At 36.9% G+C, this 13,333-nt stretch carries 8 protein-coding genes, 2 tRNA genes and 2 rRNA genes (1 of these 12 running past the window's edge); 4 read left to right on the top strand and 8 right to left on the bottom strand.

Annotation, left to right across the window (positions count from 1 at the left end; all coding sequences use genetic code 11):
- The 5 genes from INR75_RS11680 to INR75_RS11660 form a co-directional block, all read right to left on the bottom strand.
- Nucleotides 1-913, bottom strand: a 23S ribosomal RNA gene (locus tag INR75_RS11680); it reaches 1,921 nt to the left of the window's first position.
- A 220-nt stretch (nt 914-1,133) separates the two neighbouring features.
- Nucleotides 1,134-1,210, bottom strand: a tRNA-Ala gene (locus INR75_RS11675).
- A gap of 187 nt (nt 1,211-1,397) precedes the next feature.
- Nucleotides 1,398-1,471, bottom strand: a tRNA-Ile gene (locus INR75_RS11670).
- Between the two features lie 103 nt (nt 1,472-1,574).
- Nucleotides 1,575-3,100, bottom strand: a 16S ribosomal RNA gene (locus INR75_RS11665).
- Together the 16S and 23S rRNA genes with 2 tRNA genes alongside form the textbook arrangement of a ribosomal RNA operon.
- Nucleotides 3,101-3,897: 797 nt before the next feature.
- Nucleotides 3,898-4,521 carry a DUF4294 domain-containing protein gene (locus tag INR75_RS11660; protein WP_092542361.1) on the bottom strand — a complete coding sequence of 208 codons (624 nt, stop codon included), beginning with the start codon at nt 4,519-4,521 and terminating at the stop codon, nt 3,898-3,900.
- A gap of 168 nt (nt 4,522-4,689) precedes the next feature.
- Here INR75_RS11660 and INR75_RS11655 point away from each other — a divergent pair, with 168 nt between their 5' ends.
- Both INR75_RS11655 and INR75_RS11650 read left to right on the top strand, forming a co-directional pair.
- A complete protein-coding gene (locus INR75_RS11655; protein WP_223088947.1) occupies nt 4,690-5,778 on the top strand; it encodes a M42 family metallopeptidase in 1,089 nt (362 codons plus the stop codon).
- A gap of 130 nt (nt 5,779-5,908) precedes the next feature.
- Nucleotides 5,909-6,985 (top strand): DNA topoisomerase IB, encoded by a 1,077-nt coding sequence (locus INR75_RS11650; RefSeq protein ID WP_223088946.1) that lies wholly within the window; start codon nt 5,909-5,911, stop codon nt 6,983-6,985.
- 44 nt (nt 6,986-7,029) lie between these two features.
- On the opposite strand, the gene INR75_RS11645 is transcribed toward INR75_RS11650, so the two are convergent.
- Both INR75_RS11645 and INR75_RS11640 read right to left on the bottom strand, forming a co-directional pair.
- Nucleotides 7,030-7,695 (bottom strand): hypothetical protein, encoded by a 666-nt coding sequence (locus INR75_RS11645; protein WP_223088945.1) that lies wholly within the window; start codon nt 7,693-7,695, stop codon nt 7,030-7,032.
- Between the two features lie 437 nt (nt 7,696-8,132).
- On the bottom strand, nt 8,133-8,543 hold the full coding sequence (locus tag INR75_RS11640) for a hypothetical protein (protein WP_223088944.1): 411 nt from the start codon (nt 8,541-8,543) through the stop codon (nt 8,133-8,135).
- 114 nt (nt 8,544-8,657) lie between these two features.
- Between INR75_RS11640 and INR75_RS11635 the strand changes: the two genes are divergently transcribed.
- Nucleotides 8,658-10,580, top strand: coding sequence for a DUF294 nucleotidyltransferase-like domain-containing protein (locus tag INR75_RS11635; protein WP_223088943.1), 1,923 nt, complete (start codon nt 8,658-8,660; stop codon nt 10,578-10,580).
- Nucleotides 10,581-11,237, top strand: coding sequence for a PolC-type DNA polymerase III (locus tag INR75_RS11630; protein WP_223088942.1), 657 nt, complete (start codon nt 10,581-10,583; stop codon nt 11,235-11,237).
- 52 nt (nt 11,238-11,289) lie between these two features.
- Here the strand turns inward: INR75_RS11630 and acs are convergent, their stop codons facing one another.
- Entirely contained in the window at nt 11,290-13,197 is a 1,908-nt protein-coding gene (gene acs, locus INR75_RS11625) for an acetate--CoA ligase (protein WP_223088941.1), read from the bottom strand.
- Nucleotides 13,198-13,333: the final 136 nt, after the last annotated feature.

The raw sequence follows: 13,333 nt of genomic DNA, 5'->3' as shown, positions 1-13,333 counted from the left end.
GAAGCCCCCGCATCCAATCAGTAGCTCTACCTCTATAAAACTAATATACCGCTGCACCTAAATGCATTTCGGGGAGTACGAGCTATTTCCGAGTTTGATTGGCCTTTCACCCCTACCCTCAGGTCATCCCAAGACTTTTCAACGTCAACGGGTTCGGTCCTCCACTTTGGGTTAACAAAGCTTCAACCTGCCCAAGGGTAGATCACACGGTTTCGCGTCTACCATGACCAACTAATGCGCCCTATTCAGACTCGCTTTCGCTACGGCTCCACACCTGAAGTGCTTAACCTTGCTGGTAACGGTAACTCGTAGGCTCATTATGCAAAAGGCACGCCGTCACCCCAAAGGGGCTCCGACCGCTTGTAAGCGTATGGTTTCAGGATCTATTTCACTCCCTTGTTCAGGGTTCTTTTCACCTTTCCCTCACGGTACTGGTTCACTATCGGTCTCTCAGGAGTATTTAGCCTTGGCGGATGGTCCCGCCGGATTCATACAGGGTTTCACGTGCCCCGCACTACTCAGGATACTACTATCAATAACATTTATTACCTATACGGGACTATCACCCTCTTTGGTTCCTCTTTCCAAAGGATTCTAATTCTGCATGCATCAAATATTGTAGTCCTACAACCCCATGCAGTCCGTAAACTACATGGTTTGGGCTAATACGCGTTCGCTCGCCGCTACTAGCGTAATCACTTTTGTTTTCTCTTCCTCCGGGTACTTAGATGTTTCAGTTCTCCGGGTTTGCCTCCTTGCGGATACTATATCTTCAATATAGTGGGTTGCCCCATTCGGATATCTGCGGATCAATTTGTATGTGCCAATCCCCGCAGCTTTTCGCAGCTTATCACGTCCTTCTTCGCCTCTGAGAGCCTAGGCATTCCCCATACGCCCTTAATAAGCTTGTATGCTTTTTACCTAATATGCTCGTAAACAATCATCTTGCGATAATTGCTCAACTATTTTGTTTTGCTATTATTCGTAGAATAAATTCTATCTCATAATAAGCGTTAGTTTCTCGTATTCTTTATTTCTCAATATGTCAATGAACTTTCTGTATAGATTTGAGATTTTAGATATGAGACATTAGATAATCTAACATCTCAAGTCTAGCCTCTAACATCTAAACTTGGTGGAGAATATCGGAGTCGAACCGATGACCTCCTGCGTGCAAGGCAGGCGCTCTAGCCAGCTGAGCTAATCCCCCGTCTCTTAGTGATCAGTTAACCAGTTATTAGTTAACAGTACTTATAACGGCTACTCAACCTCTAAAATTTCCTTCAGTGTTTCAAATGAACTTCTTTGGCCTGATGACCATTTTGTAGTCTCAGGCAGACTTCCTCCTTCGCTTACGCTCCGGCGGATAAACTTCTCTCCTACCTTCCTCTACTTTGTAGTCTCAGGCAGACTCGAACTGCCGACCTCTACATTATCAGTGTAGCGCTCTAACCAGCTGAGCTATGAGACTGTCCATAATCGAATTGACATTAAGAATCAAGACCTAAAAGGCCTAATTTTGAACTTCCCTTTATTTAATTGCGATCCTCTTATAATTTAAGAGAATGCTCTAGAAAGGAGGTGTTCCAGCCGCACCTTCCGGTACGGCTACCTTGTTACGACTTAGCCCCAGTTACCAGTTTTACCCTAGGCCGCTCCTCTCGGTAACGGACTTCAGGTACCCCCGGCTTCCATGGCTTGACGGGCGGTGTGTACAAGGCCCGGGAACGTATTCACCGCATCATGGCTGATATGCGATTACTAGCGATTCCAGCTTCACGTAGTCGAGTTGCAGACTACGATCCGAACTGTGATAGGGTTTATAGATTCGCTCCTTCTCGCGAAGTGGCTGCTCTCTGTCCCTACCATTGTAGCACGTGTGTGGCCCAGGACGTAAGGGCCGTGATGATTTGACGTCATCCCCACCTTCCTCACGGTTTGCACCGGCAGTCTGGCTAGAGTTCCCACCATTACGTGCTGGCAACTAACCACAGGGGTTGCGCTCGTTATAGGACTTAACCTGACACCTCACGGCACGAGCTGACGACAACCATGCAGCACCTTGCAATCTGTCCGAAGAAATATCTGTTTCCAGATACGTCAGACTGCATTTAAGCCCTGGTAAGGTTCCTCGCGTATCATCGAATTAAACCACATGCTCCACCGCTTGTGCGGGCCCCCGTCAATTCCTTAGAGTTTCATTCTTGCGAACGTACTCCCCAGGTGGGTTACTTATCACTTTCGCTTAACCACCCAGCCCTCAATTAGGCCGGACAGCTAGTAACCATCGTTTACGGCGTAGACTACCAGGGTATCTAATCCTGTTCGCTACCTACGCTTTCGTCCATCAGCGTCAATGCATTATTAGTGATCTGCCTTCGCAATCGGTATTCTGTGTAATATCTATGCATTTCACCGCTACACTACACATTCTAACCACTTCATAATGATTCAAGATCTACAGTATCAATGGCAGTTCTACAGTTAAGCTGCAGACTTTCACCACTGACTTATAAACCCGCCTACGGACCCTTTAAACCCAATGATTCCGGATAACGCTTGGATCCTCCGTATTACCGCGGCTGCTGGCACGGAGTTAGCCGATCCTTATTCGCAGAGTACCGTCAACTCCCCACACGTAGGGAGGGTTCTTCCTCTGTAAAAGCAGTTTACAACCCATAGGGCAGTCTTCCTGCACGCGGCATGGCTGGATCAGGCTCTCGCCCATTGTCCAATATTCCTCACTGCTGCCTCCCGTAGGAGTCTGGTCCGTGTCTCAGTACCAGTGTGGGGGATCTCCCTCTCAGGACCCCTACCTATCGTTGCCATGGTAAGCCGTTACCTTACCATCTAGCTAATAGGACGCATGCTCATCTCTTACCGTAACCTTTAATCATAAATTGATGCCAATTCATAATACTATGAGGTGTTAATCCACGTTTCCATGGGCTATCCCTCAGTAAGAGGTAGATTGCATACGCGTTACGCACCCGTGCGCCGGTCGTCAGCAGAGTGCAAGCACTCCCTGTTACCCCTCGACTTGCATGTGTTAAGCCTGCCGCTAGCGTTCATCCTGAGCCAGGATCAAACTCTTCATCGTTGTTTCATTAATATGTTACAATCAAATAAATGTTTTCCTTCTCAAGAAGTCTAAAGCTCAAAAGTTTGACTCTTTATAGTCTTAATTCTTAATCTTTACGCTATACTAATCCTAATCAAATTAAAATTAGTATCGTCTAGTCAATTCAATATGTCAATGAACTTATTTAAAAGTCCGGATCTAATTAAAGATCCTTTCGTTGAAATCTAAGGTATCGAACCTTAATTATAACCCCAGTCGGTATTTCTGTTTTTCAAAATTTTAAGAGCTTTTTAGCTTTCTCTCAAAGCGGCTGCAAATATACAACTACTTTTTAAATTCACAAGAAAAATTTAAAGATATTTTTTCACTTTTCTCTTACTCAAAACTTTCAAAGAACCTCGCCGTTAAAGCGGCTGCAAATATACAACTCTTTTTCTTTAACCAGCAAAACTTTTTTAAAGTTTTTTTAAAGCTAATTTTCAATAAAAACTCAATGAACTCCCTTATTCCAACTCCACCCTTAAGCGGGGCTAGCGGGGCGCAAAGATACCGGCTTTTTTAATTACAAACCAAATCTTTTTTTAAGTTTTTTTTGCTCCTAAATATCCTAAAACCTCAATGAACTTCCGCTTTTTTAACACCACCACAGCGGCTAAGCGGGTGCAAATATACAGCCCTTTTTTAGAACAAAACAAACTTTCAAATCGATTTTTTCATCAATCTGAAAAACTATTTCATAAAAGCCTGATTTGATTAGAGTTGAGAACAGCTAAATTAAGAAAAAAATCTTTTCAATAAAACAAAAATTGAAAAAATTATAGCACATCCCACTTATCAGTGAGTTCTAAGAAGTCAAAATCTAGTGCCGAAGGTTGCGGTTCTAAGACTTTATGCTGAAATGACCGCTGTAAAATATCTTCTATTATATAATCTTCTTCATTATTAATTGGATCGTATTCTTCCTTAAGCGATATTTCAAATAAACTAGCCGTTGTATTATACCAAAAGGCTCTCCAACCACTGCGCAATTCCTTTATTAATTCGAAAGCTGTGATTCCCGTTTGGCGATGAATTAGTTTTACCAGAATCTGACCTTCAGTATGTGTCATCTTCTTTAGTTCTTCTGCAAACTGATCTTCAATGTAATTTTGTACGATTTTGGTATACTTTTTTCTATCTCTCTTGGATTTTATATCTCCCAAACGCTCGTTAAGTGAAGTAAGGCGTTCTGCAGCCAATTTAGCATAAGGATATACCTTTCTTGTCTTCCTTCTTAAAATCAAATATCTTCTTCTATCGGTATTATTTTTAAATTGAAGCCGCTTCAGGATTAAAACCTCATCCAAATCTATACTTTCACGAACTATAGAATCTCCTGCGATGATCATATATCGTTTATCTTCCTCTTCAGGTTCAGCAATAGTATCTGTTTGCGCCATTATTCCGAAGAAAGGAAAAAGACAGATAATAAAAAATAATATTGTTTTCACTCGAGTATTATTCAGCATAAATTAACCTGAAATTTATCTAAAATCATTCCAAAATTAAACATTATACAATTGTCTTCAATTTAATTCTTACTAAATTCGCTACAAATCAAATATAATATGAGTAAAGAAAGTATTTTAGATAAAGAATCGATCGATTTTCTCGAAAAGTACCTAAATAACGCCTCCCCAACAGGCTATGAATCTGAAGGACAAAAACTTTGGATGGAATATCTTAAACCTTACGTAGATGAGTTTATTACCGATACCTACGGAACTGCGGTTGGTGTAATAAATCCTGAAGCCGAATTTAAAGTGGTAATTGAAGGGCATGCTGATGAAATTTCGTGGTATGTAAATTACATTACAGACGACGGACTTATATATGTAATAAGAAATGGTGGTAGTGATCACCAAATTGCAGCTTCTAAACGCGTAAACATACATACTAAAAAAGGTATCGTAAAAGGTGTTTTTGGTTGGCCGGCAATTCACACTCGTAAAAACGAAAAAGAACAGTCTCCAAAATTATCGAATATCTGTATCGATGTTGGATGCAACACTAAAGAAGAAGTTGAAAAACTTGGTGTGCACGTAGGTTGCGTGATCACTTATCCTGATGAATTCTTTATCCTGAATGAAAATAAATTTGTTTGTAGAGCTTTAGATAATAGAATTGGAGGCTTTATGGTTGCTCAAGTTGCAAAACTACTGAAGGAAAATGGTAAAGAACTTCCTTTTGGACTTTACATTACTAACTCTGTTCAGGAAGAAATTGGTCTTCGTGGTGCAGAAATGATCACCCAGCGCATTAAGCCAAATGTTGCTATCGTTACCGATGTAACCCATGACACCACTACCCCAATGATCGATCAAAAATCTAATGGATTGGCGAAAATTGGCGATGGTCCAGTAATCAGTTACGCTCCGGCAGTACAAAACAACTTAAGAGAACTATTAATTGACACTGCAGAGGAAAAAGAAATTCCTTTTCAGCGCAATGCTTCTTCCAGGTTCACCGGTACAGACACCGATGCTTTTGCCTATAGCAATGGCGGAGTAGCTTCAGCATTAATTAGTTTACCATTACGTTATATGCACACAACCGTAGAAATGGTGCATAAAGAAGATGTTGAAAATGTAATTAAATTGATCTACGAAAGTGTTTTAAAGATCAAAAATGGAGATACGTTTAGTTACTTCGACTAATAAAATATACGAAATGTATCGAAAAGCTCCTTTTTAGGAGCTTTTTTATTTTCCTTAAGCTAGGTTTCACAGATTATTATTAATTGTGTATGGACATTCCATGTATCTTTCGAAAAAAAGAAAAAAGCATATGACACTTTCTTCAGAAGACATCAATGTAATTTTAGAAGAACCTTCAGAAGCGGCAAAAATGGCAAATTTAGTCTACGTTTCTGAGCATCATCTTTCAATAAAAAGAAAAAAAGCAGGTCGTGGTTTTTCATATTTGAATGATGGAGAAAGAATTCAGGATAAAAAAGTTGTAGAGCGCATTAAAAAGTTAGTAATCCCTCCAGCCTGGACTCAGGTTTCAATTTCAAAACTTGAAAATGGTCATTTGCAGGTCGTAGGTCGCGACGAAAAAGGTAGAAAACAATACATATACCATCCATTATGGTCTAAAATTAAAAACGAGACGAAATTCTTTAAAATGACCGCCTTTGGGAAAAAACTTCCTCAAATTAGAAAGAAGGTTGATAAGGATTTAGATCTTCACGGCATGTGTAAGCAAAAGGTTCTTGCGCTAATTATTAGATTGATGGAAGAAACTCATATAAGGATTGGAAATGATTATTACGCGCAAAAAAATAAAACTTACGGTCTTTCAACTTTTAGAACTCGCCATGTAAAAACCTATGATGACGAAGTTAAATTCGAATTTGTAGGTAAAAAAGGAAAAGAACATTCGATTAGTGTCGAAAATAAAGAATTAATAAAACTCATCAACCAATGTGAGGAAATTCCTGGTTGGGAACTCTTTAAATTTTATGATGAAAAGGGAGAAAAACACACTATTGATAGCGGAATGATCAATGATTATATTCATGACATTGCAGGCGAATTATTTTCTGCCAAAGATTTTAGAACCTGGGCAGCCTCCAAAATATTCTTCGAAACCTTAATGGAACTTGGGTATATTGAAGATGAAAAGGAAAATAAGAAAACAATTCTCACCTCTTTTGATGCTGCTGCTAGTGGATTAGGAAATACACGTGCCGTTTGCAGAAGTTACTATGTACATCCAAAAATAGTAGAATCTTACGAAGATGGTAGCATCGTTTCATATTTTGAAAATGTAAAAAAAGACGACCAAAAAGATTACACAAAACTTTCTGAAACAGAAAAAGTAATGCTTAGTCTTATTGAAGACTATGAAATAAGTATATAAAAAAAGCTCCTATATAGGAGCTTTTATATATTTTCTAAGAATGACTATTCAGAATAAAATTTAAGCATTTCAATAACATCCTTCTCATTCTTAATTTTATTTTCCTTAAAATAAGTATCCATTTTTCCTTTATCAGAAAATATTGATTTAAAATCTTTTTCTTTTAACCTTACTTCCTTAAGCCTACCACCATCTTTTTGAATATAATAGGACATATTAACATCTAGATGTGCCGGTCTACTTTCCTCATAACCACTCCTAGCCTCTTTTGCAGGTATAACATCAGGCAATGGTCTAGCCAAAAATCTTAAACCACTATCTGAAAAATATTCAAACATATATCCATTAATTGTCTCTCCTTCAGTGTTTTTGAAATTATCTATAAAAATCGTATAATCTAATAATCTATATTTTATGGCTTTTAGTTTCGGTAGCACATTAATTTCATCAGAATTCTTTTGAACTTTTATTTCCACCACCTCTTCAACTGAGTTATATCGAGCGAAAGCCTCCAAAGATCTTTCACCATCATCAATAATCGTAGGTAAAAATAAATCATTGATGTACGGACTACCAGTATATTTTTCGGGAGTTTTTGCTTTTGTAAAAATTTTTAAAGGACCACTGTTTGCCATACCGTTCATATACGATTGGGCATTTAAATTATTTATTACTATTAATAACAAGAAAATTAAAATATTTTTTTTCATCTCGAGAAGTTTTAAAATAATTAAACAAATTCCATACCAGAAATTAAATTATTATTACTTCGTACTTAAGTCTTCAAAGTAAATTATGGAATATATCTATCGATTAGATTAAGCTTAATAATATAAATAATTGAGTTCAATTCAGAAATTTATGATACCTACATTATATTTTCAACAACTATTGTTTCATAGCACATTCTGTAATAAATTCAAAAAATCATCTCTGTCCGCTATTCTATTTGCTTTTAAATATTCATTCACCTCATAACGCTGACCTAGAAAATTTCGAATTTGTTTTTTGTTTAGGTTAAACTCATGAAGTTCTCCAGAGCTTTCCTGCAAAAAGTATCTCATTTGAACTTCTATTTTCCGGGGTTTACTATCGGTATATGATGAAATAGCTGACACACCGGGTATAACTTCTATAACAGGTTTACCTAAAAGCTAATACTATCTTTTGAATAGAAATCGTAAAAATACCCATTAACTTTTTTCCCTTTCCAATCAGTAAATTCTTCTAAAAAAATTTCATATTCATCAATATCATAAAGAATATTTTTGTTTCTTGGCATAATATTAATCGAATTAGAATTTTTTGCTAATTTAACTTCAATGGCATTCTCTAAGCTATTGTAACGGACGAAAACATCCTTGGAATTTCCTCCGTCCTTCATTTTCGCAGGAACGAATTCTTCATTATAATATATGCTTCCAACAAATTCATCTGGAATTGGTATTTTAGTTGAAATATTTAAATCTGCTCTACTTGGCGAACCATTACTAAATGTCTGACTGTTTACCGAGGTAATAACTAAAAAAACAATTATTAAAGAAGACAATTTTTTCATAACTAATAATTTAATAATGAACACTACTAATATAAACTAAATTTTTAAACATAAGCGTTAGTTTTTAATTTAATTAACTTTAGAACCTAAAGCGTGTATTAATCTTGTTTTACCATGAAAAACTCAATTGCACATAGGATAGCCGATTTTCTTAAGGAGTTCCCTCCTTTTAATTTTCTTAATGCTGAAGAACTTTTGAGTATCTCCCAAGAATCTGAGGTTTTATACGTAGACAAGGGAAATATCCTATTTAGAGAAGGAGAGCAAATGCACGACTTTTTTTATATCGTGCATAAAGGTGCTATACAACTACAAAAATTTAAGAACGAACAATACGAAACTCTAGACACCTGTGACGAAGGTGATATTTTTGGCCTTAGGCCATTATTTGCTGAAGAAAATTATATCATGAATGCGATTGCTGAAGAAGAAAGCATCGTTTATGGTATCCCCATTAATCAATTTAAGCCTTTAACCGAATCCAATAAAAAGGTTGGTAATTTTCTTATACAGAGTTTCGCCACCAATACACGTAATCCTTACGCAAGAGAAGATAAAGGAAAACTATTTTTTGGTAATCAGATAGTGGAGCCGATCAGTAATAGTCCGTTATTTGAATTACAACCTGCACCGATCATCAAAAAAATCGTTACCACCTCTCCCGAAACCACAATAAAAAGTGCCGCTCAATTAATGAGTAGAAGAAAAGTTGGGTCGATTTTGGTCACTAAAACAGATATTCCCGTAGGTATTCTAACAGATGAAGATTTTAGGAACAGTATTGCTACGGGAGACTATTCGATCGACACCACCGTAGACAAGATCATGAGCTCGCCTGTGGTTTGTTATCCTAAAAACGTAACCATTGCGCAGGCGCAAATCACCATGATGAAGCATAATATAAATCATATTTGTATTACTGAAGATGGAACGCCTAACACTCGAGTAGTTGGGATTCTTTCTGAACATGACATAATGGTCTCACAGGGAAACAGTCCTTCAGTTTTAATGAAAGCTATACAGCGATCCAGAAGCACAAAGGAATTAAAAAAGATTCGGAATAAGATCAATTTATTATTAGGAGGATATATTCAGAATAATATTCCGCTTACACATATCTCAAAATTAATATTCGAACTTAATGATGCCACCATAAAAAGGGTGATTTCCAGGTGCGTTATTAAATTACAACAGGAACCGCCTGTTAGCTTTGCATGGCTTAGCATGGGAAGCCAGGGACGTAAAGAACAACTTTTACAAACAGATCAGGATAACGCGATTATCTTTGCAGATCCTCCAGAAGGGAAATTGGAAGAAACAAGAGCCTATTTTTTACAGCTTGCCACCAAAGTAAATAAAAGATTAATGATCGTAGGCTACGAATATTGCCCTGCAGATATGATGGCTAAAAATCCGCGTTGGTGTTTAAGTTTAAGCGAATGGAAAGCCCAGGTTTCTAAATGGATCAAAGAACCAGGACCAGACGAGATTTTACTATCCAACATCTTCTTTGATTACGATATTACTTTTGGTGATTCCAGATTATCTAATATACTTTCAGATTATATTCTGAAATTAATCGATAATCACCCTAAATTTTTGAGTGTTATGGGATCTAATGCTCTAAGAAATCCGTCTCCCTTAGGGTTTTTTAGGCAATTTTTGGTAGAACAGGATGGTGAGAAAAAAGACTTCTTCGATCTTAAAAAACGAGGTTTGCAACCATTAACTGAAAGTGCCCGACTTTTAATTTTATCTTATAAAATAAAGAATCTTAGCAATACAGCTGAACGTTTTGACCGCTTGGCGCAATTAGAACCAAAAAACAAAGAACTTTTTGAAGGCTGTTCTTACGCCAGTAAAGCTTTACTTAAATTTCGTATTAAACAAGGTCTTCAAAATAGGGATAGTGGCCGTTTTATCGATCTTTCAAAACTAAACAAGGAGGATAAAATGAAATTAAAACGTGCTTTTAAATCGATAAAAGCGGTTCAGGATTTAATTAAAGTGAGATTTGAAACTGTAAATGTGATCTAAATGCTAGACTGGTTTAAAAAAGACGAATCTCATTTACCCGAATTTTGGCAAAAATATTCAGCCAAATTTGATAATAATCGAAAAGATCAGCTTATTGCTGAAACTACTTTTGTTGTTTTAGATACTGAAACTACAGGATTTGACCAGGATAAAGATCGAATTTTAAGTATCGGCTGCGTAAAAGTGAGTAATAATAAATTGCTGGTTTCAGACAGTTTTGAGATTTACTTAAAGCAGGAAAAGTTTAATCCTGATACGGTAGAAATTCACGGACTTATAAAACACGAGCGTTTTGAAACTGTTACTGAAGAAAAAGCACTTCAATTATTCTTAAAATATATAGGCAATTCAGTTTTGGTTGCTCATCACGCAGGTTTCGATATTAATATGATCAATGCTGCGATGAAGAGAAATCAACTTCCGAAGTTAAAAAACCAGGTTTTAGATACCGGAGTTTTATACCGAAAAACCAGAATCATTTCCAATTTTATAGATCAGCATAAAAGTTACACTTTAGATGAAGTTGCTTTGGCATACAATATCGATCTTAAAGACCGGCATACCGCCATTGGGGATGCATTTATTACTGCTATTGCTTTTTTAAAAATCCTTGGAAGACTAAAACGCAAAAAACTAAAGGAATTGTTTAAAAAATAAAGTCCGAGTAAAAATTACCCGGACTTTTATCTATTTTTAATTCATCTGAAATTTACAAAGCTTCAGCAATAATTGCTTCAACAACTTCAGGATTTAGTAATGTTGAAGTATCTCCTAAATCTGAAGTATCATTGGATGCGATCTTACGTAAAATTCTACGCATAATTTTTCCACTTCTTGTTTTAGGCAATCCTTCTACAAACTGAATTTTATCTGGCTTGGCAATTGGCCCAACTTTATCTGCAATTTGCTGATTGATCTCTTTTCTTAAGTTATCACGTTTACGGCTTTCACCAGATTCTTTAAGAATCACAAAGGCGTAAAGCGCTTTTCCTTTTACTTCGTGAGGGAAACCAACCACTGCACTTTCAGCAACTGCCGGGTGCTCGTTGATTGCATCTTCAATTGGTGCTGTACCAAGATTATGACCAGAAACAATAATAACATCATCTGTTCTACCTGTAATTCTATAATAACCAACCTCATCTCTCATCGCGCCATCACCGGTAAAATATTTACCTTCGAAAGTAGAGAAATACGTATCCTTATAGCGTTCGTGATTTCCCCAAACAGTTCTTGCAATCGATGGCCATGGAAATTTAACGCACAATCTACCATTTACCTGGTTTCCTTTAATCTCTTTACCATCATCGTCCATTAAACTTGGCTGAATTCCCGGCATTGGTAAAGTAGCGTAAGTCGGTTTAGTTGGTGTTACATAAGGCATAGGAGAAATCATAATTCCGCCTGTTTCGGTTTGCCACCATGTATCTACAATCGGACTCTGATTTTTACCAATATTGTCATTAAACCAGTGCCATGCTTCCTCGTTTATAGGTTCTCCTACAGATCCTAAAACTTTTAAAGAAGAAAGGTCGTGATTTTCTACAAATTCGATATTACGTTTTGCTAATGCTCTAATGGCGGTTGGTGCTGTATAAAATTGCGTGATTTTATGCTTCTCTACAATTTGCCAAAAACGCCCATGATCTGGATAAGAAGGCACACCTTCAAACATTACCGTTGTCGCCCCATTTGCTAACGGACCGTATACAATGTAAGAATGCCCGGTGATCCAACCAATATCGGCAGTACACCAGTACACATCACCTTCAGTATAATTAAAAATATTTTTGAAAGTAAATGCGGTATAAACCATATATCCTGCAGTGGTATGTAGCATTCCTTTTGGTTTTCCGGTAGATCCAGAAGTATATAAAATAAATAAAGGATCTTCAGCATCTACAATTTCAGGAGCGCATTCGTCTGAAGCTTCTTCCATTAACGGCTCTAACCATTCGTCGCGGCCCTCTTTCATTTCAATTTCTTCTCCAGTTCGCTTCGCCACTAAAACTGAACTTACATCTGGACAATCTTCTAAAGCTTCGTCCACAATATTTTTAAGATTCAATGTTTTAGCTCCACGATAAGAACCGTCTGAAGTGATTAACATCTTACAATCGGCATCCAAAGTTCTGGTTGCAAGCGCCTTACTTGAAAACCCCGCAAAAACAACCGAGTGGATTGCTCCTATTCTCGCGCAGGCTAAAACAGCATACGCCAATTCAGGAATCATTGGTAAATAAATACAAACCCGATCTCCTTTCTGGATTCCTTTACTTTTTAAAACGTTTGCGAACTTATTTACTTTTTTATGAAGTTGGTTGTAAGTGATATGTTGCGCCTCGTCATTACTATCATTTGGCTCCCAAATAATCGCAGTTTTATCACCCCTGGTTAAAAGATGACGATCTATGCAATTTTCGGTAATATTAAGTTTGGCATTTTCAAACCATTTTACTTCTGGTTTTGTAAAATCCCAGCTTAAAACATTATCCCATTTTTTTCTCCATGTAAAATGTTCTTCAGCGATTTCTGCCCAAAAGTTTTCTGGCTCACGCACAGATTTTCTGTAAACCTGAAAATACTCTTCCAGATTCTTAATATGATAATTACTCATAATTATTAGTTGGTTGTATGGATTCTTTAATTTTCCCTTAAAACTATTGATTTTTTGCTGATTTTACTTGAACTATTCTATGTTTTTGCAAAATTTTAAGCATAAAAAAAGCGATATGTGTATTATAACATATCGC

It is taken from the genome of Zunongwangia sp. SCSIO 43204, assembly GCF_019904275.1.
Lineage (GTDB): Bacteria > Bacteroidota > Bacteroidia > Flavobacteriales > Flavobacteriaceae > Zunongwangia > Zunongwangia mangrovi.
This window is presented reverse-complemented; position numbering and strand designations above follow the sequence as displayed.

What these genes read in the sequence shown, in the direction of transcription:
- INR75_RS11660 (WP_092542361.1), bottom strand. Translation starts at nt 4,521, where the DNA reads ATGGCGCAAACAGATACTATTGCTGAACCTGAAGAGGAAGATAAACGA.
- INR75_RS11655 (WP_223088947.1), top strand. Translation starts at nt 4,690, where the DNA reads ATGAGTAAAGAAAGTATTTTAGATAAAGAATCGATCGATTTTCTCGAA.
- INR75_RS11650 (WP_223088946.1), top strand. Translation starts at nt 5,909, where the DNA reads ATGACACTTTCTTCAGAAGACATCAATGTAATTTTAGAAGAACCTTCA.
- INR75_RS11645 (WP_223088945.1), bottom strand. Translation starts at nt 7,695, where the DNA reads ATGAAAAAAAATATTTTAATTTTCTTGTTATTAATAGTAATAAATAAT.
- INR75_RS11640 (WP_223088944.1), bottom strand. Translation starts at nt 8,543, where the DNA reads ATGAAAAAATTGTCTTCTTTAATAATTGTTTTTTTAGTTATTACCTCG.
- INR75_RS11635 (WP_223088943.1), top strand. Translation starts at nt 8,658, where the DNA reads ATGAAAAACTCAATTGCACATAGGATAGCCGATTTTCTTAAGGAGTTC.
- INR75_RS11630 (WP_223088942.1), top strand. Translation starts at nt 10,581, where the DNA reads ATGCTAGACTGGTTTAAAAAAGACGAATCTCATTTACCCGAATTTTGG.
- acs (WP_223088941.1), bottom strand. Translation starts at nt 13,197, where the DNA reads ATGAGTAATTATCATATTAAGAATCTGGAAGAGTATTTTCAGGTTTAC.